Source organism: Planomonospora sp. ID82291, assembly GCF_015711645.1.
Lineage (GTDB): Bacteria > Actinomycetota > Actinomycetes > Streptosporangiales > Streptosporangiaceae > Planomonospora.
This window is the reverse complement of sequence record NZ_JABTEX010000002.1, coordinates 733,674-757,265: the sequence shown is the minus strand read 5'-3', so window position 1 is coordinate 757,265 and position 23,592 is coordinate 733,674. Positions and strand designations below refer to the sequence as shown.

Sequence of the window (23,592 nt, the reverse complement as noted above, 5' to 3'; positions counted from 1 at the left end):
AACGCATGTCTCAGGATACGAGATGTCAGACACTGCCCTGCAGGCTGGAGGCGCCGGCCGGCATCAGCGAGTCGACGCCCCGGGCGGTCATCGGCCGCGCCACCAGGTATCCCTGGCCGTGCGTGCAGCCCATCTCGCGCAGCAGCTCCAGCTGCTCGGCGCGCTCGATGCCCTCCGCGACCACGGTGAGCCCGAGGTCGTGCCCGAGCCGCACGATCGTGCGGGTCAGCAGCGTCAGCGTCTCGTCCGAGCCCAGCCCCGACACGAAGGACGGATCGATCTTGATCATGTCCACGGGGAGCTGCCGCAGGAACGCCAGCGAGGCGTAACCGGTGCCGAAGTCGTCGATCGCCAGCCGTACGCCCAGGTTCCGCAGCGCCGAGAGGCGGTCGATGATCTCTTCGGCGTCCTCGACCAGCATCTCCTCGATGACTTCGAGGGTGAGTGCGCTGGGCGGCAGGCCGCTCTCGGCCAGCGCCGACTCCACGGTCTCCACGAAGCGCGGCGCGATGATCTGCCGGGCCGACAGGTTGACCGAGAGCCCGATGTCCCACGACGACGCCCGCCACGCGGCCACCTCCTGGCACGCCTGGCGCAGGATCCACTCGCTCAGCGGCACGATCAGGCCGGTGTCCTCGGCCGGGCCCAGGAACTGCTCCGGCGGCACGAACGCGCTCCCCCGCCACCAGCGCACCAGCGCCTCCACCGCGGTGACGCGCGAGGTCGCCAGGTCCACCACCGGCTGGTACTCGATCGCGAACTGGTTCTCCAGCAGCGCCCGCTGCAGGTCCGCGGCCAGCTCCAGGCGCCGGACCACGTCGGCGTGCATGTGCGCGGCGAACACCTCGACCCGGCGCCCGCCCAGCTCCTTGGCGCGGGCCATCGCCACGTCGGCGTTGCGGATCAGGTCGGCCGAGGGCACCTCGTCGTCGGCGAAGGCCACCCCGACGCTCGCGGTCAGCGCGATGTCGCGGTCGGCCACCCGGAACGGCTCGGAGGAGACCGTGTGGACCAGCAGTTCGGCCAGGTCCACCGCCGTCTGGGCGTCCGCCCCCGTCTCCAGCAGCACCGCGAACTCGTCGCCGCCCCAGCGCGCCAGGGTGTCGTCGGCCCGTACGGCGGCGCGCAGCCGGCGCGCGGCCTGGCCGAGCAGGTAGTCGCCGCTGGCGTGGCCGACCGAGTCGTTGACCGAGGTGAAGCCGTCCAGGTCGAGGAAGACCACGACGGCGCGGCTCTCGCCGGGGCGGGCCAGCACCTCCCGGGTGCGCTCCTCGAAGTAGGCCCGGTTGGGCAGGCCGGTGACGCCGTCGTGGAAGGTGAGGTGGGTGACCTGGTTGCGCAGGGCCTCCTCGTCGCTGACGTCGCGGGTGGTGATCAGCAGCAGGTCCTGTCCGCGCACGTGCCGGGTGGCCACCGACTCGGTCGGCCGCCAGGTGCCGTCGGCCGCCCGGACCCGGCAGGCGACCATGAAGGCCTCCGGGCCCCTGACCGGCTCCTCCTCCAGGCTCATCGCGCGCAGCGCCTCCTGGATCCCGGGCAGGTCCTCGGGGTGGACGTAGTCGAAGATCGACCGGCCGGTCAGCTCGTCGGGGCGGTAGCCGTACAGGATCTCCACGCCGGCGCCGACCTCGTGCATCACGCCGCCGTGGTCGCACAGCAGGACCACGTCGCCGGTGCTCTCCGCCAGGTCGCGCAGCTGCCGCTCGCCGAGGTCGACCAGGACCCGCGCGCGGCCGATCTCCGCCAGCGCGGTGGACAGCCGGACCAGCAGCACGACCACGACCGACGCCGAGACGACGGCCAGGACCTGCACCGGTCCCTGCGCGCCGCCCCTGAGCACCCGGAAGAGCACGACCGCGGTGGCCGCGGCGACCAGCAGCAGCGGCAGCGCCGTGATCAGCGGCGGGTCGGGCGGCGGCACCGGCCGCCCCCCCTCGCCCGCCGGCGCGCGGTCGTTCCAGGGGACCGCGGCGAGCAGCAGGAACGCCGCCACGGCGGGCCACGCCCAGACCGCCGGCGGGGTCTCCCCGGTGAGCCGGGCCACCGCGGTGGCCGTCTCCGCGACGGTGATCGCCGCGAGCACGGCCAGCGCCGCCAGCCCCACCGGCCAGGCCGACCTGCGGATCGGCACCACCGCCGGGCCGACGACGCAGGTCAGCAGCAGGCAGAGCAGCGGCGGGGCGAAGTCGACCGCGAAGTCCCCCGCCCCGGCCGCCTCCCGGTAGACCGGGCCCAGCACGAGCACCCAGGCGGTCACCAGGAGGGAGGCCGCGCAGACGTAGGCGTCGGACAGGTCCCGCAGGAACGCCCGGCCGTACGCGGGCCGGGCCGCTGAAAGGCCCGTGCCCACCGCCAGCATCGCCGCACCGGTCAGCAGCACCAGGTCGGCGAAGTTCACCGCGAACGGCGCGCCGTCGGCGAACGGCCGGACGGCGGTCCCGGCCAGCCAGGTGATCGACCCCGCCGCGAGCCAGCGCCAGGAGAGCGCCCGGCGGCGGCCCGCCGCCCGGGAGGCCGCGGCCAGCAGCGACACCGCGGCGATCCCGGCCGCCACGGCGCCCGCCACCGCGCCCGCGGCCTGCACGCCGCCGACGAGAGCGGCACCGAACCCCGTCACGCCGGCCGCGGCGGCGGCCGTCAGCGGTATGCGGGGATCACGCCAGCGGATCAATGTCGTCTGCCCATCCAGTGTCGATTCGTCCCGCTCGCGCGGCGTTCCTCTGTCCGTCGCGCTCGCGGTGCCCCTCGGGCACGTCGTCCTGTGTCTCCGTGTCCTCCGAAGTCCTCCGGAACCCGACAAGTCCTGCGAGATCCTCGAAAGAGCACAGGGCCAGTGTGGGCTCTCCGTTGAGCGCGGGAGGTGACAACACCGCAGTCGTCACCGTTCTGATAACCATGCGGGCGATCAGGGTCGCCGGAGACCACGATATCCACCGAAGGTCACGGAGCAGCCACGGTCCGGATTCCTTTTCTCGCCTGCCTTGCTGTGTCAGTAAGATCCGGTAATGACGTTCTTGAGCGGCTCACCTGCGAGGTAGCGCAGCAGCTGCGAACGGAGCAGGCGCAGCGTGCGCCGGGCCGAGGCGGGGGTGCTGCCCGCGACGTGCGGGGTGAGGAAGGCCCCGGGGGCCGTCCACAGCGGGTGGCCGGGCGGCAGCGGCTCGGGGTCGGTCACGTCGAGCGCGGCCAGGATCCGGCCCCTCTCCAGCTCGGCCACCAGCGCGCCGGTGTCCACCACCCCTCCCCGGGCCGCGTTCACCAGCAGCGCGCCGTCCTTCATCGCCCCCAGGAACGCCGCGTCGACCAGCCCGGCGGTGTCGGGCGTGGCCGGGACCAGCAGCACCACCACGTCCGCCCGGGGCAGCAGCGCGGGCAGCTCGTCCTGCCCGTGCACGCCCTCGCGCGCGGTCCTGGCCACCCGGACCACCTCCACCTCGAACCCGGCCAGCCGCCGCTCCAGGGCCGCGCCGATCGAGCCGTACCCGACGATCAGCACGGTCGAGTCGGCCAGCACGCCCGTGTGGCGGTAGGTCCACTCGCCCCGCTCCTGGGCCCGGACGAAGCCGGGGAACCCCCGCAGGGCCGCGATCATCGCGCCGACCGCCCACTCGGCGGTGCCCGCGTCGTGCACGCCCCGCGCGTTGCACAGCGTCACCCCCTCCGGCAGGTGCGGCCGGTACGGCTCCACGCCGGCGGTGACGGTCTGCAGCAGCCGCAGGCGGGGCATCCGGCCCAGCAGCTCCGCGATCCCCTCCACCGCGACCAGCGGCGGGATCCAGACCTCGACCTCCTGCGCCCCCGCGGGCGCCGGCCCGGAACCGTCGTAGACGACGCACTCCGCGTCGGGCAGATCGCTCAGGACGCCGGCGGCGGCCTCGGAGGGCACCCAGATCTTCATGGCACGAATTATCACCCTGCGCGCCCCGGGCCCGTCCGCGGCACCGATCATGTAGGGATGGAGGGGCAGCGGGACGGACGCGACGGGAGAGGCCCATGACCGGCACGACCTCATACGGCACGGGCCGCACACGCTGGGCGGCCCTCGTGGTCGCGGCGTCCGCCGCGCTGGCGGGCGGGTGCTCGGAGACCCCGGCCCCCGCGGTCTCCCAGCCGGCCCGGTCCTCCCCGCCGGGGTCACCGCCGCAGGCGCCGGCGGAGTCACCGCCGGCGGCCTCTCCGGCCCAGGAGCCCGGACCGGCCGCCGCGCCCCGCGTCCTGGCGGGGAACCTCGCGGTGCCGTGGGGGATCGCGTTCCTGCCCGGCGGCGACGCGCTGGTCACCGAGCGGGACACCGCCCGGCTGCTCCGGGTGACGGCGGCCGGAAAGGTCACCGAGGTCGCGAAGGTCGACGGTGTCCGGCCGGACGGCGAGGGCGGCCTGATGGGGGTCGCGGTCTCCCCCTCGTTCGAGGAGGACCGGCACGTCTTCCTCTACTACACCGCCGCCTCCGACAACCGGATCGTGCGCTACCGCTACGACCGCACCCTGACCGGCGCCGCGGTCGTCCTCGACGGCATCCCCAAGGGCGCCATCCACAACGGCGGCCGTCTGGCGTTCGGTCCCGACGGCCACCTGTACGCCTCCACGGGGGAGGTCGGCGACCGCTCCCTCGCCCAGGACCGGGGCTCCCTCGCCGGCAAGATCCTCCGGATGACCCCGGACGGCAGGCCCGCCCCCGGCAACCCGTTCTCCAGCGTGGTCTGGAGCTACGGCCACCGCAACGTCCAGGGCCTGGCCTGGGACCCGGCGGGGCGGATGTACGCCAGCGAGTTCGGGCAGAACTCCTTCGACGAGCTCAACCTGATCACCAAGGGCGGCAACTACGGCTGGCCCGAGGTCGAGGGCACCGGCGGCGACTCCCGCTTCATCGACCCGATCGCCACCTGGAGCACCGACGAGGCCTCCCCCTCCGGCCTGGCCTACGCCGGCGGCTCCCTGTGGATGGCCGCCCTGCGCGGCGCCCGGCTCTGGCGGATCCCGCTCTCCGCGGACGGCGCGGCCGGCGCGCCCGCCCCGCTCTTCACCGGCCGGTACGGCAGGCTCCGCGCGGTCGCCGCCGCGCCCGGCGGCTCCCTGTGGTTCGGCACCAGCAACAAGGACGGCCGCGGCTCGCCCGCCTCCGGCGACGACCGCCTCTTCACGCTCGTCCCCTGACCCCGGCACGGGCGCGGTGCGGGCCGGCGCCCGACCGACCGGCCGACCGCCCGATCGGCCGACCGGCCGCCCGACCGGCCGCGAAGAGCGGGGGCGGCACGGGGACCGGGCGGCCGACGGCCCCTCTACCTCAGGGACGCCTACGGCGAGGCCTATCCGGTGGCGGACCGGAGAGGCCGGGCGCTGAAGCCGGAATCACGGGTGAAATGCCCCGAAAACTCATTTACCCGTACATTCGACACAAAGGGATCGTTTACCCTCTGTAGGCACACGTTCACGGACGCGAGGAGTCCCGCGTCCGGACGATTTCCATCCCCTCATGGAAGAGGGGATCTACAGGGAGTACATCCATGAGGCGATGGATCGCCACAGTCACCGTCGCGGTCGCCGCCGCAACGACCGCACCGGCCCTGGTCGCGCCCGCGCACGCGCAGGCCGCTCCCAAGCGACCGGTGATCGCGTCCGAGCGCGAGCAGGCGCGGGCCCTTCCCAAGGAAGCCCGTGCCGTGCTCAAGCGCCGGTACGCGCGGGCCTCGGCCACGGAGGCGGTGGCCGCGCTCAAGCGTCAGTTCGTCGCCGGTCGCGGCGTCAAGGCCACGGAGACGATCACCACCCGGCATACCGACGGCGGGAACACGTTCACTTTCCCGCTCCGGGCGGCGGGCGCGTACATGTTCGGCGCCTCCGGTGTGGCGGCCTCCGACTTCACCTACGGCGATCTCGGGATGCGGGCCATCACGACGCGCAACGCGTCCTACACCTCCGGCGACGTCTACGAAGGCACGCTGCCCGCGGGCAAGACCTGGCTGCGCTGGCCGGACGCGGACGGCCTCCCCTCCCCGGTGGTCAACGTCCTGGAGCCCTCCACGCTCAAGGGCCTGCTGGCCACCACGGAGAAGCAGCGCCGCGGCGGAAAGATCGACGGCGTCTCCACGACCCTCCGCACGGGGTCCATCACGGTCCGCAAACTCTATGCGGCCTCGCCCTCCCTGCGACGGCTGCTCGTCGAGAAGCCGCAGGGGGCGACCGGCGACCTCGTCATCGACTGGAAGCTGTGGCAGGACGGCAGGCAGCGCACCCGCAAGCTGGTCAGCTCCTACACCGAGTCGACGCAGAGCCTGCAGGGCAGCTGGCGCACCGAGGTCACCGCCACCAGCGTCTTCAGGGCCTGGGGGACCAAGATCACGATCAAGGCGCCGGCGGCCGGCTCGGTCCTGGACGGCGAGGACTGGCAGCCCGAGGAGCCGCTGCCGGCGATGCCGGACCTGCGCACGCCCCTCCCCGGCCGCGACCGGTGAGCACCGGGCTCCCTCCGGGGGCTAGTCGCCCTCGGCGGGGGCCTGGGCGGGGGCGGCGACGCACGTGAGGTCGGTCTCGGGCCTGTAGACGGTCTTCTCCGTCTCCCGCTTGACCTCCTTGCCGTCCTTCTTGAAGACGCGGGTCACGTCGATGGTGAATCCCTGCTGGCCGACCATCGGAATGCAGTCCGGGCCGCTGTCGGTCTTCCGCTCGAACGGGGTGATGTCGTAGCGCTCCGAGGAGACGGACTCGATCTCGTAGCGCTTGGTGCTCCAGAAGGCGACGGTGACCGAGGTGCTCGTGGTCGAGGTCTTCACCAGCACGCCGTACGGCGAGTCGTTCTTCCAGCGGAAGTCCGGCGCCGGCCAGGAGACCGTGGACTCGCGCCCGGCCGGGTAGCGGGAGATGTAGAACTCGTGCGCCATGTGCTGGACGTCCTGGAGGCCGCCGAAGAACACCGCGTTGTACATCGTCGTGACGAACTGGGAGATGCCTCCGCCGACGGAGGGGACCAGCCGGCCGCCGGCGATCATCGGGGCCTCGACGAAGCCGCGCGCCGTGTCGCGCTCGCCGACGACGCCGTTGAGGGAGAAGGTCTCGCCGGGCTTGACCAGGTGGCCGTCGAGCAGCTTGGCGATCGTGCGGATGTTGGTGACCCGGGGAGGGCAGCACTCGAACGGCGTGGTGAACTCGCTGATCTTCTCCTTGATGCCGAGCTTGCGCAGTTCGGCCTCGGAGGTGCGCGGCCGGACCGTCGTGAGGCTGACCGGGATCGTCCGGCTGCCGCCCTCGGAGACCAGATCCGCCACCGCGGCGGCGAGCTTCTTGTCGTCCACGCCCCTGCCCTTGCGGCCCGGGACGAGCTCGGGCTTGCCGCCGACGATCCGGAAGGTGGGTTCGCGGGGTGCCTGCGCCTGGTCGACCAGGTCCTTCTCGACCGTCGCGACGGCCTTCCTGGCGTCGAAGACGGGCCGCATGCCGCCGGAGTCGTCGGGCGCGAAGGACAGGTGGGCGGCGACGGTCCCGACCGGCAGGACCGCCCGCCGTGCTCCGGCCGTCAGGGTGATCGGGCCGGACAGGGCCTTGCCCGCGGAGGCCGCGGTCTCGGCGACCACGGCGGCGGTGACCTTCGGCTTGATCACCGTGATCGGGAGCTCGACCGGGCCGGCCGGGCCGAGGTAGGCCTTCCGGATCGCGGCGACCGCGGCCCCCTTCTCCAGCTCGCGGCCGTCCTGGGGTTTCACGGTCACCGGCTTGACGCCCTTGAAGCGGACCGCGCCCTCCACGACCTCCCGGTCGATGTCCTCGGCCAGCGCCGCCACCGCGGCGTCCAGCCGCTCGGAGTCGACCGAGTGCCGGGGGGCCAGCTCGGTGGTGCCGGTGAGCGCGCGCCACACCTCCGCCGGAGTGGGGAAGTCGCTGGGCGCCTGGTCGATGGTGGCGACCACGTCGAGTTCGAGGCCCGCCTTCTCGGGGTCCAGGTCATGGCGCTCGCCGAAGGCCGTGAGCAGCATCGGCTCGTCCGCCCGATCCGCCAGCCGTTCTCTGAGCCGGTCGGCCGCCTCGGTCGCGGTGAGCCCGCCGATGTCGATGCCCTGGACCCGGGTGCCGGGCAGGATCTTGCCGGACATGGCGACCGCGGGGACCGCGTAGGCGAGCGCGGCCAGGAGCAGCAGGAGCACGGTGACGAGGAGGAGCCTCCGGCTCCGGCCGCGCGGCGCCGGCTCCCCCTCGCCGGCGGGACCGGCGGACGGGGGCCCGCCGGGACCGGCCTGCGGCGGACGGGGCGGGAGCGGCTGCTCGGGCGGCGGGGCCGCCATCCGCCAGGGCTGGGGCGGGGACGCGGCCGCCGGCAGGCCCGTTCCCCCCGCGGCCGGTCCGGCGGTCCGGCCGAAGCCGGGATCGCCGGAGGGCCCGAAGATGTCGGGCGAGACGCCCGGGGGGAGGCGGGGGCCGCCATCGGGGACGGCGCCGGGGGCGCCGTCCGGCCCGGACCTCGGCCGGTCCGCGCCGGGCCGGCGCGGATCCCGCGAGCCGGCGGCGGCGCCCGGGCGGATGGGGTGCGAGGGCAGGGGAACCGCGGCGAACGGATCCGTGGGTGGTTCCGTTGGCCTTCCGGCGTTCCGCACGGCCTCCGTCCCCTCCTTCACGTTTTCTCCCCTTGGCAACCCTAAACCACAATGGTCAGCCGCCGTCCCCGAAGGGATAACAAATCGACCGGTCCATGGTCGACGCCCCCCGGCCCGGAGGCCGGGAGTACCGCGTCGTTCCGCGCCGGCCCGCCCGCGGGCCCCGCCGCGCCGGCGCGGTCGCATCACGCGACGGCGGTCCCCTCGAGCTCGACCATCAGGTCGGGGATCGCCAGCCGCGCCACCCCGAGCATCGTGGTGGGCGGCGCCGCCCCGGCGGCGCCCAGCCGCGCCGCCAGCACGCCGTAGTGCTCGAAGAGCCGGTCGACGTCGGTGGTGTAGACGTTGAGCCGGACGAGGTTCGCCAGGGACATGCCGGCCTCGCCGAGCACGGCCTCCAGGTTGTCCAGGCTCAGCGCCAGCTGCGCCGCCATGTCACCGGCGTGCCGGGGCGTGCCGTCGTCGCCCATCGCGGCCTGCCCGGCGCAGTACAGGGTGCGGGTGTGCCCGGAGACGACCTCGCCCTGGTTGTACCCCAGCGCCTCCGACCACGTCCACGGGTTGACCGCCGTTCGCTCCATCGTCCTGTCAGCTCCATTCGATCCGCCGGCGTCCGTACGTCCGCCGGCGCGGTGGCCACCGTCTCTCCGGTGATGACGATCAGCTTTCCGGTAAATCACGACATCCTGTGTCGTGTATCTCGATAGAGTTTTCCCATGCGCGCCGACCGGCTGGTCTCCCTGGTGCTGCTGCTGCGCCAGCACGGCCGACTGTCCGCGACCGCGCTGGCCCGCGAGCTGGAGGTGTCCACCCGCACCGTGCTGCGCGACGTCGAGGCGCTGTCCGCGGCCGGCGTCCCGGTCTACGCCGAGCGCGGCAGGCACGGCGGTTTCGCGTTGCTGCCCGGTTTCCGGACCGAGCTCACCGGGCTGAGCCACGACGAGGCCCTCGCCCTGCTGGTCGCCGGGTCGCGGCGCGGCGCGCAGGCGTTCGGCCTCGGTTCGGCGCTCGCCTCGGCGATGCTCAAGGTGGTCGACGCGCTGCCCGAGAGCTATCGGGACACCGTGGCCGGCGCGGCCGGGCGACTGCTCATCGACCCGGAGACCGACCTCCTCTCGCGCCGGCTGGCCGACGAGGAGGCGCCCGACGCCGTGGTGGCCGAGGTGCTGCGCGCGGTGTTCGCCGGGCACCGGCTGCGCATTCACTACGCGGCCGCGGACCAGGCCCCGCGGTGGCGCACGGTGGACCCGGTCGGCCTGGTCACCGTGCGCGACCGGGGCTACCTGCTGGCCACGCGGTCCGGCGCGGACCGCACCTACCGGCTCTCCCGGGTCCTGGCCGCCGAGGCGCTCTCCGAGCCCGCGCGGCGACCGGTCCAGGTCGACCTGGACCGGGCCTGGCGGGAACGCGGCACGCGGTTCCGGACCGGCGGCGACCAGGTCACCGTGCTGGCGCGGGTGGACCCGGCGCGGCGGGAGGACCTGCTGGGCACCGCGCTGGCCGTCCTCTCCGAAGAGTCCGACCCGGACGGCCGGCTGCGGCTGGAGGTGACCTTCCAGGATCCGCGGCACGCCGAATGGGCGCTGTGGCGGCTCGCCACGGACGCCGAGGCCCTGGCCCCGCAGTGGCTGCGCGACTCCCTGCGCGACCGCGCCGTCGCGATCGCCACCCGCTACGGCGCCCCGCCCCGCGAGCCGTCGCCGCCTCCTCCCGCGGACCACGCGGTCGGGACCAGGCCGCCGTCCCCGCACCGGGGCACCGTCCCCGGCCAGGGCACCGTCCCCTGACCGGGGAACCGTCCCCTGGCCGGAGCGCCGAGCGGGACCGGGGCACCGTCCCCTGACCGGGGCCCCGGCGGGATCGGGGCCGGTCCGGGGCCGGTCCGGAGGCGGTCCGGGGCCGGTCCGGGACGGCCGCCCCACGGGCGGGCTACCCGGAGACGCCGAGCTTGTCGAGGATCAGCTCCCGCGCCCGGCCGGCGTCGGCCTTGCCCCGGCTGGCCTTCATCACGCCGCCGACCAGCGCGCCGACGGCGGCGATCTTGCCGCTGCGGACCTTGTCCGCCGCGTCGGCGTTGTCCGCCAGCACCTGGTCGATGATCGCCGACAGCTCGCCCTCGTCGTTGACGATCTGCAGGCCGCGGGCGGCCACCACGTCGTCCGGCGAGCCCTCGCCGTTCAGCACGCCCTCCAGCACCTGCCGGGCCAGCTTGTCGTTGAGCGCGCCCCCGGCGACCATCGCGCAGACCCGCGCGATCTCGTCCGGGGTGATCCGCAGCGCGCTCAGCGGCACGCCGGCCTCGTTGGCGCGGCGGGCCAGCTCGCCCATCCACCACTTGCGGGCGTCCGCGGGCGGCGCTCCGGCCGACACCGTCGCCTCGACCAGGTCGATCGCGTCGGCGTTGTGCATGGCCTCCATGTCCAGGCCGGACACGCCCCACTCCTGCTGGAGCCGCTTGCGCTTCAGGCGCGGCAGCTCGGGCAGGGCCGTCTTGAGCGCGGCCACCCAGGCGAAGTCCGGGGCGATCGGCACCAGGTCGGGCTCGGGGAAGTAGCGGTAGTCCTGCGCCTCCTCCTTGGACCGGCCCGAGGTGGTGGTGCCGGTGTCCTCGTGGAAGTGGCGGGTCTCCTGGACGATCCGGCCGCCGGCGGCGAGGATCCCGGCCTGGCGCTCGATCTCGCTGCGGACCGACCGCTCGACGCTGCGCAGCGAGTTGACGTTCTTGGTCTCGGTCCGGGTGCCCCACTCGGAGGCGCCGCGCGGCATGAGGGAGACGTTGACGTCGCACCGCATGGAGCCCTCCTCCATGCGCACGTCGGAGACGCCGAGGGAGCGCATGACCTCGCGCAGCTCGGTGACGTAGGCGCGGGCGACCTCCGGCGCGAGCCGGTCGGTGCCGGGGATCGGCTTGGTGACGATCTCCACCAGCGGGATGCCCGCGCGGTTGTAGTCGACGATCGAGTAGTCGGCGCCGTGGATGCGGCCGGTCGCGCCGCCCATGTGGGTGGACTTTCCGGTGTCCTCCTCCAGGTGCACGCGCTCGATCTCGATGCGCACCGTCCGGCCGTCCACCTCGACGTCGAGGTAGCCGTCGAAGCAGAGCGGCTCGTCGTACTGGCTGATCTGGTAGTTCTTCGGCATGTCCGGATAGAAGTAGTTCTTCCGGGCGAAGCGGCACCACTCGGCGATGGAGCAGTTCAGCGCCAGGCCGATCCGGATCGTCGACTCGATCGCCGTGGCGTTGGCCGTGGGCAGTGCGCCCGGCAGCGCCAGGCAGACCGGGCAGACGTGGGTGTTCGGCGGCGCGCCGAACGTCGTCGGGCAGGCGCAGAACATCTTCGAGGCCGTGCCGAGCTCGACGTGCGTCTCCAGGCCCAGCACCGGCTCGAAGCGCTCCAGCGCCTCGTCGTACGGCATGAGCGTGCCTGTACTCATGATTTGTTCACCATTTCCTCAGTCCGATCCGGGAGAGCCGGAGTGTCCGGAGTGTTCTGCGATGACCGTGCCGTGGCCGCGCCGTGGTCGCACGCCGCCGCCGTGGGCCGCCGGCGCGGGCCGTGGAGGACGTCAAAGGTATCCGAGTCCCTTCAGGGCGTTGCGCGTCTCGGCGACCCAGCCGGCGTACCCGGGGACCCGGGCCAGGACGGCGAGGTCGATGTTGCGTCCGATGTACTCGAAGTAGTCGCCGACCGGCTTGCCCCGCCGGGGCGCGGTCGCGGCCAGCACCTCCCGCGGGTAGGCGATCCGCTCGACGTCGGCGGGACCGGCGGGCAGCCGGGACGGGTCGCTGCCCGGCAGCCCGGCCCACACGGCGGGATCGGCCAGCGGCCAGGCCTCGGTGTCGCCCAGGCCGACCACCGGCACCAGGTAGTGCGAGTGGTAGCGGATCCCGTCCGACCGGCCGCGCTCGCGGTCGCCGGACCGGGCGAAGATCAGATGGCAGTCGCCCGCCAGCTCCTCCAGCGCCGCCACCAGGTGCTCGCGGTCGCACACGGCGACCCGGGTGGCCTCGACGTCCACCGCGTACGGCGCGTCCCGCACGAGCTCGCGGAGCTGCCGGGGGATCACCACGCTCAGGAAGCCTCCGTCCGCGTCCCCCTCGGCGACCAGGCCGGCGACCAGGGGGCGGCTCATGCCGCCGCGCCGAGGTAGCGGCGGAGCTGCCGGGGCGAGACGAACGTGCCCGGCTCGCCGTCCGGCAGGACCGGTTTGGCCACGCTCACCCGGGAGGTCCGCTCGGCCTCCGGGTCGACGCGCACCACCGCGTCCAGGAAGACCAGCGACTCCGGCGCCGTCCGGCTGAGCTCGGCGACCACCACCGGCGAGTGGCTGGTCACGATCACCTGCCGGTACGGCTCCGCGCCGCCGGGCTCGCGGACCCGCCGCCGGACCCGCCGGAGCAGCTCCCCCAGCCGCTCGGGGTGCACGCCGCCCTCGATCTCCTCCACCAGGAGGGTGGCCGGGTGGTCCGGGTCGTGCAAGGCCGCCAGCAGGCCGGTGATCCGCAGGACCCCGTCCGACAGCAGCGCCGCCGGGACCGCGCCCTGGCCCTCCATGACGAGGTCGAAGAGCCACTCCCCGCGCTCCAGCCGGGGCGCCAGCCCGGCCGCGCCGGGGACCAGCGCGGCGAGGTCGGCCACCAGGTCGGCGAGGGCCGCCGTACCCGCCATCCGGCCGAGCACCGCGGCGAGGTTCGCCCCGTCGGCGGCCAGCGGCCCGCGGTCGGCCGGCGCGCCCCGCCCGCGCATGGCGCGCGGGACCGGGGCGTGGCGGCGCCACGCGGCGACCGTGCGGCGGGGCGTGGCCGCCGGGTCCGGGTCCACGACCATGAGCTCCAGCAGCTCCGGCGGGAGCCGCCGGGCCACGTGGCTGACGGCCGTCCCGGTGGACCTCGGGATGCGCAGCACCATCTCCGCGCCCGTGTCGAGGCGGACCGGGAGCAGCGCCCCGGGCTCCGGGGAGACCAGGGCCTCCACCGCGACGGTGAACGCCGCCACCGGAGCGCCCTGGGCGACCCGGTGGAACTGCTCGTTCGGCGCGCCCCGGCGCGCGCCGAGGAGACCGCCGGGACCGCCGACCTCGTCGGCGACGAACTCCAGCGCGTCGAACAGGTTGGACTTGCCCCCGGCGTTCGGACCGACCAGCGCGAGGAACGGCGGCACGTCGATCGCGAAGTCCAGGAACGACTTGAACCCGTCGATCTCGATGCGAGTGATCACGCCCCCGTTTCCTCCCCGGTGCCCTGTCCGCGCCTAGAGCGCGGGCGCCTTGGCCAGCAGGCCGCCGCCCCAGCGGTCCGTCAGGGCCCGCTCCACGGCGGCGCCGACCCGGTAGCAGCGGTCGTCGCCGAGCACGGGCGCCATGATCTGCAGGCCGACCGGGAGGCCGTCCTCGTCCGCCAGACCGCACGGCACCGAGATGGCCGCGTTGCCGGCCAGGTTGGTGGGGATCGTGCACAGGTCGGCGAGGTACATCGCCATGGGGTCGTCGGCGCGCTCGCCGATCGGGAACGCGGTGGTCGGCGTGGTCGGCGAGATGAGCACGTCCACCTGGTGGAAGGCCGCCTCGAAGTCGCGCGCGATCAGCGTGCGGACCTTCTGCGCCTGGCCGTAGTAGGCGTCGTAGTAGCCGCTGGACAGCGCGTAGGTGCCCAGGATGATGCGCCGCTTGACCTCGGGGCCGAAGCCCTGCGCCCGGGTCAGCGCCATGACCTCCTCGGCCGAGCGGGTGCCGTCGTCGCCGACGCGCAGGCCGTAGCGCATCGCGTCGAAGCGGGCCAGGTTGGACGAGCACTCGGAGGGGGCGATGAGGTAGTAGGCGGGCAGCGCGGTGGTGAACGACGGGCAGGAGACCTCGACGACCTTGGCGCCGAGGGACTCCAGCAGCTCCACGGTCTCCCGGAAGCGGGCCAGCACGCCCGGCTGGTAGCCGTCCCCGCCGAACTCCTTGACCACGCCGATCCGCAGGCCTGCCACGTCGCCCTCGCGGGCCGCCTCGGCGACCCGCGGCACGGCGGCGTCGATGGAGGTGGAGTCCAGCGCGTCGTGCCCGGAGAACGCCTCGTGCAGCAGCGCCGCGTCCAGCACGGTGCGGGCGAACGGGCCCGGGGTGTCCAGGGAGCTGGCGAAGGCGATCAGGCCGTAGCGGGAGGAGCCGCCGTAGGTCGGCTTCATGCCGACGATGCCGGTGACGGCGGCGGGCTGCCGGATGGAGCCGCCGGTGTCGGTGCCGGTGGACAGCGGGGCCTCGTAGGCGGCGACCGCCGCGGACGAGCCGCCGGAGGAGCCGCCCGGGATGCGGGACAGGTCCCACGGGTTGCGGGTGACGCCGTAGGCGGAGTTCTCGGTGGAGGAGCCCATCGCGAACTCGTCCAGGTTGGTCTTGCCGAGGATCACCAGCCCGGCCTCGCGCAGCCGCCGCGTCACGGTCGCGTCGTACGGCGGGCGCCAGCCTTCGAGGATCTTCGACCCCGCCGTGGTGGGCATGTCCGTGGTGGTGAAGACGTCCTTGTGCGCGATCGGCACGCCGGCCAGCGGGCCGAGCTCCTCGCCCGCGGCCCGGCGCTCGTCGACCCTCCGGGCCTGCGCCAGGGTCGTCTCGGCGTCGACGTGCAGGAACGCGTTGACCTGCGGTTCGACGGCGGCGATCCGGTCGAGATGCGCCTGGGCGACCTCGACGGCCGAGGTCTCGCCGCTCGCGATCAGCGCGCCGAGCTCGGCGGCGGTCTTGTGGATCAGGCTCATGCCTCCTCCCCGAGGATGCGCGGGACGCGGAAGCGGTTCTCCTCGACGGCCGGGGCGCCGGACAGCGCCGCCTCGGGCGTCAGGCCGGGCCGGACCTCGTCGGGACGGTAGACGTTGGTGAGCGGGAGCGCGTGCGAGGACGGCGGGATGTCGTCGGCCGCCACCTCGGCGACGCGGGCGACCGCACCGATGATCACATCGAGCTGGGCGGCGAAGTGGTCGAGCTCCTCGTCGGACAGCGCCAGCCTGGACAGCCGGGCGAGGTGAGCGACCTCGTCGCGGGTTATGGCGGACATGAGTCGTTGAACCCGTTTCGTGGAATGGCAATCGGACACTCTCATCCTAGAGTGCGTCACTCGGCGTGCCCGACTTCTATGCTCCCGGGCGGGCCCCACCGGCCGGGGAGCGGAGCCCTCCGGGCACCGCCGGATGACCCGATCGTGACGTTCCGGCCCCTGCCTTCCCTCCTGTCACCGCTTCTGCCCCTGATCATCGGGGTGATGGAAGTGGAGGAGCACACTTCGTCGAAATGCAGTCCTGCTTCTCCTGAAGATACTATCGACAGAGATAGTATCTGCTCCGATAGTATTCACAGAAGAAGTCCTAGGGGCGGCATGGGCGGATTCGTCGGCCGGGAGCACGAACTGGCATCGCTCGACTCCCTGCTCGACCAGGTACGGGCGGAGATCTCCACGGCGCGTCCCGGCAGATGCGTGCTGATGCGCGGACGGCGGCGGATCGGGAAGTCGGCGCTGGCTGAGGAGTTCGTCAACCGGAGCGGGCTGCCGTCGCTGTTCTACACGGCGGCGCGCGCCGATGCCCGTACCGAGCTGCGACAGCTCATGGACGACGTCTCCGCTTCCGGGCTGCCGGGAAAGGACGTCTTCACCGAGACGGCTCCGAGCACGTGGAACGGCGCACTGCAACTCCTGGCGGACGCACTGCCCGAAGACGGCCCCTCCATCATCGTCTTCGACGAGGTTCCCTACCTCATGGAACGCGTCGACGCCTTCGAAGGTCTTCTGCAGCGCGCCTGGGACCGGTTCCTCAGCCGGAAACCCGTCCTGCTCGTCCTCATCGGCTCCGACCTGTCGACGATGGAGGCCCTGAACAGCCATGAGCGCCCGTTCCACCAGCGGGGAACCGAGATGGTGGTCGGACCGCTCAACCCCCGCGAGATCCAGCGCATGCTCCAGCTCTCCTCTGCCGACGCGTTCGACGCCACCGTCGTCACGGGCGGTCTCCCCCTCATCTGCGGCGAGTGGCCGCGCGGAGCGCCGCTCTGGGAGTACCTGCACGACGCCCTGACGAATCCGGTCTCCGCGCTCCTGGTGTCCGCCGAACGCTCGCTCGCGGCCGAGTTCCCGGTAGGGGCACAGGCACGGCAGGTGCTGCAGGCGATCGGCAGTGGCGAACGCACGTTCACCAACATCGCCCGGGAGGCGGGCGGCATCTCCCACAGCACGTTGTCCCGCGCGGCCGAGCTGCTGATCACCAAGGGGACGGTCGCCGGTGAGCTTCCCGTGTCCCTGCGCCCATCGAAGGAGCGCCGCTACCGGGTCACCGATCCCTACCTGCGCTTCTGGCTCTCCTTCCTCCACCCGCACATGCCCGAGATCGAGCGCCGCCGGGGCGATCTCACCCTCCGGCGGATCGTCTCACGGTGGAGCACCTGGCGGGGACGCGCCATCGAGCCGCTCGTGCGCGAGTCGCTGGCCAGGCTGCTGCCCGACGACAGGCTCCCGGAGGCTCCGACGGTCGGCTCCTACTGGACCCGGAGCAACGATGTGGAGATCGACATCGTCGGAGCCGACCGCGGACCGGTCGCGCGGGAGCTCCGCTTCCTCGGATCGATCAAGTGGCTGGAGAACGCCGCCTTCGACGACCACGACCTGGCCGCGCTGGCCAGGCACCGCGCCGCCCTCACCGATGAACCCGTCCCCCTCGTCGCCGTCTCCCGCAACGGGGTCTCCTGCTCGGGCCTGGCCGCCTCGTACGGCCCCGACGACCTGATGGGCGCCTGGAACTGATACGACGATGTCCGAGCGGTCGTTCAGCCGAGCTGCCGGGTGATCGTCGGGTCCGTGATAGCCGTGTCGTCGGCCAGGAGGAACGCCTTCGAAAGGATCACCGACAGCGTCCCCCCGTCGTCCTCGAACGGCAGGAACACCGATCCGGCCGCGCGCCCGCTCGCCGGGACGATGCACAGATACGCGTCGTTGGGCTCCATCAGAACGTTCGTCGACCCCAGATGGATCTTGTACGTCTTCAGATCACCTCGTACCAGAAGGAACCTGTCGGTCAGCTCCACCCGGGGGGCGATCTTCAGTTTCGGCAGCAGCCGCGCCAGCACCTCGCGCCGGGTCTTGGCCGTCTCCGTCAGCTCGCCGAAGCCGTGGGAGCGCCAATAGCGTTCATGGCCGATCAGCGCCTGGTCGTCGCGGGCGACCGATGCCACGCCCACGGCGAGGTCGGCCTCGCGGAGGATTTCCGACAGCACCAGCGGTGGCAGATCGGCCATCGACGCCGGTTGCCCGTCGCGGTGGAAGGTGATGCGCTCGGTGGCGCACAGCATGGTGGTCTCGGCCCCGGGGCCGGAGACGATGTGCATGGCCCAGCGGGCCTGCCAGCCCGCCAGGTCGCGCACCACCTCGCCCTGGTCGCCGCCGTTCTCGTAGTCCCAGTTGCCGATCGACCGGCCGGTCCAGCCTCGCTGGCCCAGCAGGGTCCGGGCTTGGCCGTAGCGCAGAACGTGGCCGGCGAAACGGCGGGAGAAGGTGCCGGTCCGCTCCTCGGCGGGGGTCAGCAGGTAGAGCTCGCGGAAGACCTGCTTGAACGGCTGGCGTACACCACCCTCGAGAAGACGGTCGCGCCATGCCGCCACCTCGTCGGCGGTCGCATGGATCGGGTGCCACAGGCCTGCCACGGCGTCGGGTGCAGGACGGTGGCCGGCCAGTTCCCAGCCGTCGGCGGTCTTGACCGGCAGGGCCGCCGGACCGCCGGCGATCTGCCAGACCAGGGCGCGGGCGTAGGGGCCGGTGACGGGATGGTCGAGGAAGTATTCGGTCACCTCGCGCCACTGCCACGTCCGTTCATGGACGAGCGCCTGTTCCAAGCGGGACCGCTCGGCCGCCTGCGCCAGTTTGAGCTCCTTCAGGATGGCTCGCAGATCGGACAACTCCGCGCGCAGATCCTTCGGCAGCGACTTGACGGTCTTGCCGGCGGCGTTCACGTAGCGCAGGGCGGGCACGTCAGCGCAGAGCCTGACCCGGTAGTCGCCGATCTTCTCCTCGCGGACGCCGTCGGCGTCCAGGCCGAAGGTGGGGACCGTCCGGTCGAGCAGCTGCTCGCGGGTCAGCCCGTTCTCACCGGCCACCGCGTCGAGGGCGAAACTCAGATTCCTCTGTACGGACCTCGCGCGCACCTTCGCCTGGATCCTGGACAGCGGGACGATCACGTCGAGGCCGCCCCTGCGGGCCAGGACGCCGACGGCGGCGTTGGTGACGGGTTCGCAGCGGCACGTGGAGCCCATCCCGTTGCTGCCGGTGCCGCAGGTCATCGCGACGTCGGTGACGAGCGAGGTCACCCAGCGCTCGTCGATGACCTGGCAGGTCCACAGGATGCCGCGCACCACGACGATGGTCTGCTCCTTGAGGAAGACCTTGTCCCACCACTCCTCGTCGTCATAGCGGACGACCCAGTCTCCGCCCCGGTAGGCCACCAGCCGCGTGAGCAGCTCACGGACCAGGGCGACCGCGCCGGGAGTGAGCATCCGCGCGGCGTTCCTGAGCCACCGGGCGCTGGGCTTGGTCGAGCGGGCGGTGTTCCAGTGGCGGAACAGCGGCAGCACCTCGACCAGGCGCAGGCCGTACTCCTCGGCCAGCATGCGGGCGAAGTGGTCGGTGTCTCCGATCTCGGTCCGGACCACCCCGGCCGGGCCGTGCTCGGCGGGTTCGGTGAGCAGCTCGGTCACCTGCTCGGCCAGGAGCGCCCGCGCGTCCTTCAACCATGGTCCCGACGCCAGCCAGTGCAGCAGGTCCCGGCGCAGCTGGTAGTCGAACCGGCGGGCCGCCGCAAGCGGGATCCGGAACAGCTCCTCGTAGCGGGTGTGCCCCTGCCGCACCCAGTACTCCGCCCGGCCCATGAGGTGGTGCGCTTCCCGGTAGGTGAAGTCGATGTCGCGCTCGGCCACCGACCGGACCACGCGCAGCACCCGCTCGTCGTAGTCGTGGCCGCCTTCCGGCCCCAGCCAGAGCTTCATCTGCGCGTAGGCGCCGTAAACCCGCCAGTCGACGCCGGGGCCGGGGTCGAGTCCCTGCTCGGTGAGTTCGTCGAACCGCTGGTAGACAGCCCTCGTGGCCGGGTCCGTGTGGTCCCAACTGCCCGCTGACGTCATGACACGGCTCCACTGATGATCGGAAACTCTGAGTGATCATGGATATCAGCCGGAACCGACAGATTCCCCCTGCCATGATTCGGACATGTTTCCATTCATGGCTGCGACGGTACCGGCGGCGAAAGTGTTCACTCCGTCACCTCACGACAGGGGCGGTCAGGCGTACAGCTCCGCCAGGCCGATCGTGCGGACGTCGCCTTCCGAGCGCAGGGCGGGCTCGAACCCCGCACCGCTGTAGCAGGCGAGCACCGTCTCCCGGGTGTCGTAGCCCTTTTCGGCGAGCAGGTCGCGCGCACGGCGCAGCCGCTCGATATGCCGTCCGCCCATGACGTCGCCCCACTTCGCCTCCCCCAGCGAGAGCACCTTCCTCGGCTGCCCCGGAACCGCTGGGGCGAACACGGCGACATCCACCTGGATCTGTGTGCGCCGGGCATGGTCGGTGAGAGCTCCGGCCCCCACCTCTCCCGGCAATCCGCCGAAGACCGGTTCGACCGAAGCGAACTGCCGGCACAGTTCCTCGAAGTGCGGCCCCATGATCTGGGATCGGAATCGGGACGCGGCGTCCGCCCAGACCGCCTCGGCCCGCCCGCTCTCCAACAACCCCCACTGCGGACGCATGATCACCTGATAGAAGGTGATCAGCGGCTCGGCCACCCGGTAGACCGACCGTCCCGGGCGGAAGACGTCCGGTTCCCGCCGGAGCAGACGGCTGTCCTCCAGCACATTGAGATGATGTCCGATATCAGCTGCCTTTCGGCCTATATAACTGGCGATCCCGCCCCGGGTGTTGTTGCCTGCCGCCACCGCGGCCAGCACCGAATGGTACAGCGCGGCATCGCGGACGTCCGTCTCCTCCTCCAGGAGGTACCGGGCCTCCCGGAACAGCGGTGTGCCGGGGTCGAGCACCGTGCGCAGCACCCAGTCGTCGAAGTCGTCCAGCGCCCCGGGCACGTCCCCGTTGAGGAATCGCAGATAGGCCGGGGTGCCTCCGACCACCGCGTGCAGCCGCGCGGCCAGCGTTGGATCACTGACCTTCCAGTACCTCGCGGCGAGCGGGTAGTCGAAGGGCTTGACGACCAGTTCGAGGGTCGCCCGGCCACGCAGGGGGGCACTCCCCGACAGCAGGCCTCCCATGACGGACATCGCCGAACCGCAGAGCAGAAGCGCCAGCCGCCCCCCTTCGGAGATCGCCCGGTCCACCTCCCGCTGCACGATCGAGGGAAGCGCGGGAGAGGCCTTGCTGAGATAGGGGAACTCGTCGATCACGATCGGCCTGCCGGTGGCGTCGGCGACCGCGAACAACTGCCTGACGGCCTCGTCCCAGTCCGCGAACCTCATCGGTGCGGCGGTGCCGGAGTAACCGCTCAGCGCGGCCGCGAAGAGGTTCAGGGATTCGGCCTCGGTGGCCTGGGTCGCCCCGAAGTAGAACCCGTTGGCCTCCCTGGTCAGGGCTTCGAGCAGAAAGGTCTTGCCTTGACGGCGCCGACCGCTCACCACTCCGAACTGCACCGAATCGGCGCCTCTCTCCACGAAGGCCGCTAAATGCCGCCACTCGAAGTCACGGGCGAAGATCCTGTCGGGCTTGGGAAGCACCTTGACCCCCGAAAACATAGGACTGTACTTCGACGAAGCGTACTCCTATGCATTCAGGCCGTCTGGGGGTCGAGGAGCCCGGCGGGGTCGGGCACCCGGAAGGCGGGCCGGACCGGGGCGCGGTGCTCGCGCAGCCAGGCCGTGGCGTCGGCGGCGGACATCGGCGCGGCGAACCACCGGCCCTGGGCCAGGTCGCAGCCCATCTCCTCCAGGCGCGCGGCCACCTCGGCCGACTCGACGCCCTCGGCGACCGAGCGCAACCCCAGGGAGCGGACCAGGTCGACGATGGAGCGGACGATCCGCTCGTCGTCCCGGGACTCGCAGATCCGCCGCACGAACGAGGCGTCGATCTTGACCTCGGCGACCGGGAGCCGCTGCAGGCGGACCAGCGACGAGTAGCCGGTGCCGAAGTCGTCCAGGGCCAGCGGCACGCCCAGGGAGTTCAGCGCCCGGACGGCGTCGGCGGTGTAGGCCTGGTCCGTCATCAGGATGCGCTCGGTGACCTCCAGCTGGATCGCCTTGGGCGGCAGCCGGTGTTCCGCCAGGCCGGCCTCCAGCCGTTCGGCGAGGGCGGCGTCCAGCAGGTCGCGGGCCGAGACGTTGACGGAGATCTGCTCGTGCACCCCGGCGCGCCACCAGGCGGCGGCCTGCTCCAGCGCCGCGTCGATGACGTACTCGGTGAGCTGGCGCATCAGATAGGACTGCTCGGCGAGCGGGATGAAGTCGTCCGGGTAGACCGTCCCCCGCACCGGGTGGCGCCAGCGCAGCAGCGCCTCCACCCCCCGCACCTGCCCCACGGCCAGGTCCATCTTCGGCTGGTAGTGCAGCACCAGTTCGGCGCGGTCGATGGCCCGGCGCAGGTCGCCCAGGAGGCCGAGCCGTTCGGGGCTGTTGCGGTCCTTGTCGGCGACGTAGAGCTCGACGCCGGTCCGGCCCTCCTTGGCGAGGTACATCGCCACGTCGGCGCGCTGCAGCAGCAGCTCGAAGTCCGGCGCGTGGTCGGGGTGGAGCGCGATGCCGATCGAGGCGTCCATGTCGAAGGTCATGCCCTCCAGCCGGACCGGCTCGGTGAGCGCCACCCGGAGCCGCGCGGCCACCTCGCGCGCCGCGGCGGCGTCCCTGACCGACGGGAGCAGCACCGCGAACTCGTCACCGCCGAGCCGGGCGACCACGTCCCCCGGCCGCACGCTGTGGATCAGCCGGTGCGCCACCGTCTGCAGCAGCCGGTCGCCCACCGGGTGCCCGAGCGTGTCGTTGACCTCCTTGAAGCGGTCGAGGTCCAGCAGGAGCAGGCCGACCCGCTCCCCCTGGCGCGCCCGCGCCTCGGCGAGCGCCTCCTCGGTGCGCAGCACGAGCAGCTTGCGGTTCGGCAGCCCGGTCAGCCCGTCGTGCATCGCCTGGTGGTCGCGGCGGACCGAGATCGTGGCGGTGAAGTAGACGGCGGCCATCGGCGCGACGAACAGCGGCACCAGCGCCGGGGAGTGGTTCATGACCACCACGACGAGCGGGGCCAGGCCGAGCAGCGCGGCGTAGACCAGGCTCTGGTGGCCGATCGTGGTCCGGATCACCCGGTGGACCGAGCGCCGCTCGTGCAGCGCGACCGCCCCGCACACCAGCAGCCCTCTCGTCACGAAGTAGGCCAGTCCGGCCAGTCCGATGGCGAGCAGGTCGGTGCCGGCCGGGACCCAGGCGGCCTCCGGCCGGTGGCCGGACAGCACGAGCACCACCCCGGCCGCCGTGCAGGCCAGCGTCACCTGGGCGACGTTGAACAGGACCCGGTGCCAGGCCTTTCGGGTGACCGCCCCGTTGAACAGGATGCCCGCCGCCTGCATCAGCACGGCGACCGGCAGCCCGTAGTGGAGCAGCGCGGCGAAGGTGAACATCGTCGACGGGTAGGTGCCCCCCGCCGCCGTCGACGACGAGAGCAGCACCGGTCGCAGGTCTCCCAGCGCGGTCAGGACCATGAGCGTCCAGAACAGCGGGGAGCGCGCGAGCTCCGCCGGGGCGCCGGGGCTGATCCGCCACAGCGCCACGACCAGGACCGCGATCCCGGTGACGGTGACCGCCGTGAGGTAGGCCCACAGGGGTGAACCCGCGCGTGGTCCGGTGTCGCGTGTATCTGTTGGGTCGGCCATGAGTAATAAAACCCCCATTAGTTCACTATGGGAGAGTACGGCCTTCGGGCCACTTCGCGAAACCGATTGGGCACGTTCTGTGACGGGATACCGAGAACGTGCACACGGAGGCGCCCGCCGTCACACTCCGTCACCCCTGCGGG

General features: G+C 72.6%; 16 protein-coding genes. 4 read left to right on the top strand and 12 right to left on the bottom strand.

What is annotated here, in order from left to right:
- Positions 1-25: 25 nt before the first annotated feature.
- Positions 26-2,671 (bottom strand): bifunctional diguanylate cyclase/phosphodiesterase, encoded by a 2,646-nt coding sequence (locus HS045_RS35860; protein ID WP_304609605.1) that lies wholly within the window; start codon positions 2,669-2,671, stop codon positions 26-28.
- 318 nt (positions 2,672-2,989) lie between these two features.
- On the bottom strand, positions 2,990-3,898 hold the full coding sequence (locus tag HS045_RS14360; RefSeq protein WP_196451858.1) for a 2-hydroxyacid dehydrogenase: 909 nt from the start codon (positions 3,896-3,898) through the stop codon (positions 2,990-2,992).
- A gap of 95 nt (positions 3,899-3,993) precedes the next feature.
- Here HS045_RS14360 and HS045_RS14355 point away from each other — a divergent pair, with 95 nt between their 5' ends.
- Positions 3,994-5,154, top strand: a complete 1,161-nt coding sequence (locus tag HS045_RS14355) for a sorbosone dehydrogenase family protein (RefSeq protein WP_230884035.1) — start codon at positions 3,994-3,996, stop codon at positions 5,152-5,154.
- Between the two features lie 350 nt (positions 5,155-5,504).
- Positions 5,505-6,452 carry a hypothetical protein gene (locus HS045_RS14350; RefSeq protein ID WP_196451857.1) on the top strand — a complete coding sequence of 316 codons (948 nt, stop codon included), beginning with the start codon at positions 5,505-5,507 and terminating at the stop codon, positions 6,450-6,452.
- 21 nt (positions 6,453-6,473) lie between these two features.
- On the opposite strand, the gene HS045_RS14345 is transcribed toward HS045_RS14350, so the two are convergent.
- Together HS045_RS14345 and HS045_RS14340 are read right to left on the bottom strand one after the other, a co-directional pair.
- On the bottom strand, positions 6,474-8,273 hold the full coding sequence (locus HS045_RS14345; RefSeq protein ID WP_196451856.1) for a VanW family protein: 1,800 nt from the start codon (positions 8,271-8,273) through the stop codon (positions 6,474-6,476).
- A 494-nt stretch (positions 8,274-8,767) separates the two neighbouring features.
- A complete protein-coding gene (locus tag HS045_RS14340; protein WP_196451855.1) occupies positions 8,768-9,163 on the bottom strand; it encodes a RidA family protein in 396 nt (131 codons plus the stop codon).
- Positions 9,164-9,298: 135 nt separating this feature from the next.
- Between HS045_RS14340 and HS045_RS14335 the strand changes: the two genes are divergently transcribed.
- Positions 9,299-10,369 carry a YafY family protein gene (locus HS045_RS14335; protein ID WP_196451854.1) on the top strand — a complete coding sequence of 357 codons (1,071 nt, stop codon included), beginning with the start codon at positions 9,299-9,301 and terminating at the stop codon, positions 10,367-10,369.
- A 142-nt stretch (positions 10,370-10,511) separates the two neighbouring features.
- On the opposite strand, the gene gatB is transcribed toward HS045_RS14335, so the two are convergent.
- The 5 genes from gatB to gatC all read right to left on the bottom strand — a co-directional run bounded on the left by gatB (position 10,512) and on the right by gatC (position 15,621).
- Entirely contained in the window at positions 10,512-12,017 is a 1,506-nt protein-coding gene (gene gatB, locus HS045_RS14330; protein WP_196451853.1) for an Asp-tRNA(Asn)/Glu-tRNA(Gln) amidotransferase subunit GatB, read from the bottom strand.
- 132 nt (positions 12,018-12,149) lie between these two features.
- On the bottom strand, positions 12,150-12,716 hold the full coding sequence (locus tag HS045_RS14325; RefSeq protein ID WP_196451852.1) for a hypothetical protein: 567 nt from the start codon (positions 12,714-12,716) through the stop codon (positions 12,150-12,152).
- Positions 12,713-13,801 carry an AAA family ATPase gene (locus HS045_RS14320; RefSeq protein WP_196451851.1) on the bottom strand — a complete coding sequence of 363 codons (1,089 nt, stop codon included), beginning with the start codon at positions 13,799-13,801 and terminating at the stop codon, positions 12,713-12,715. Before HS045_RS14320 ends, HS045_RS14325 begins: the two co-directional genes overlap by 4 nt.
- A 33-nt stretch (positions 13,802-13,834) precedes the next feature.
- On the bottom strand, positions 13,835-15,325 hold the full coding sequence (gatA, locus tag HS045_RS14315; protein WP_196451850.1) for an Asp-tRNA(Asn)/Glu-tRNA(Gln) amidotransferase subunit GatA: 1,491 nt from the start codon (positions 15,323-15,325) through the stop codon (positions 13,835-13,837).
- Positions 15,322-15,621, bottom strand: a complete 300-nt coding sequence (gene gatC / locus HS045_RS14310; RefSeq protein ID WP_191893521.1) for an Asp-tRNA(Asn)/Glu-tRNA(Gln) amidotransferase subunit GatC — start codon at positions 15,619-15,621, stop codon at positions 15,322-15,324. The genes gatA and gatC overlap by 4 nt, the downstream gene beginning before the upstream one ends.
- 318 nt (positions 15,622-15,939) lie before the next feature.
- Between gatC and HS045_RS14305 the strand changes: the two genes are divergently transcribed.
- Positions 15,940-17,355 carry a DUF234 domain-containing protein gene (locus tag HS045_RS14305; protein WP_196451849.1) on the top strand — a complete coding sequence of 472 codons (1,416 nt, stop codon included), beginning with the start codon at positions 15,940-15,942 and terminating at the stop codon, positions 17,353-17,355.
- A gap of 23 nt (positions 17,356-17,378) precedes the next feature.
- Here the strand turns inward: HS045_RS14305 and HS045_RS14300 are convergent, their stop codons facing one another.
- The 3 genes from HS045_RS14300 to HS045_RS14290 form a co-directional block, all read right to left on the bottom strand.
- Complete coding sequence (locus tag HS045_RS14300; protein ID WP_196451848.1) at positions 17,379-19,721, bottom strand: DUF4132 domain-containing protein; 2,343 nt, start codon at positions 19,719-19,721, stop codon at positions 17,379-17,381.
- A gap of 156 nt (positions 19,722-19,877) precedes the next feature.
- Positions 19,878-21,314 carry an ATP-binding protein gene (locus HS045_RS14295; RefSeq protein WP_307827524.1) on the bottom strand — a complete coding sequence of 479 codons (1,437 nt, stop codon included), beginning with the start codon at positions 21,312-21,314 and terminating at the stop codon, positions 19,878-19,880.
- A gap of 53 nt (positions 21,315-21,367) precedes the next feature.
- Entirely contained in the window at positions 21,368-23,449 is a 2,082-nt protein-coding gene (locus tag HS045_RS14290; RefSeq protein ID WP_196451847.1) for a bifunctional diguanylate cyclase/phosphodiesterase, read from the bottom strand.
- Positions 23,450-23,592 lie beyond the last annotated feature (143 nt).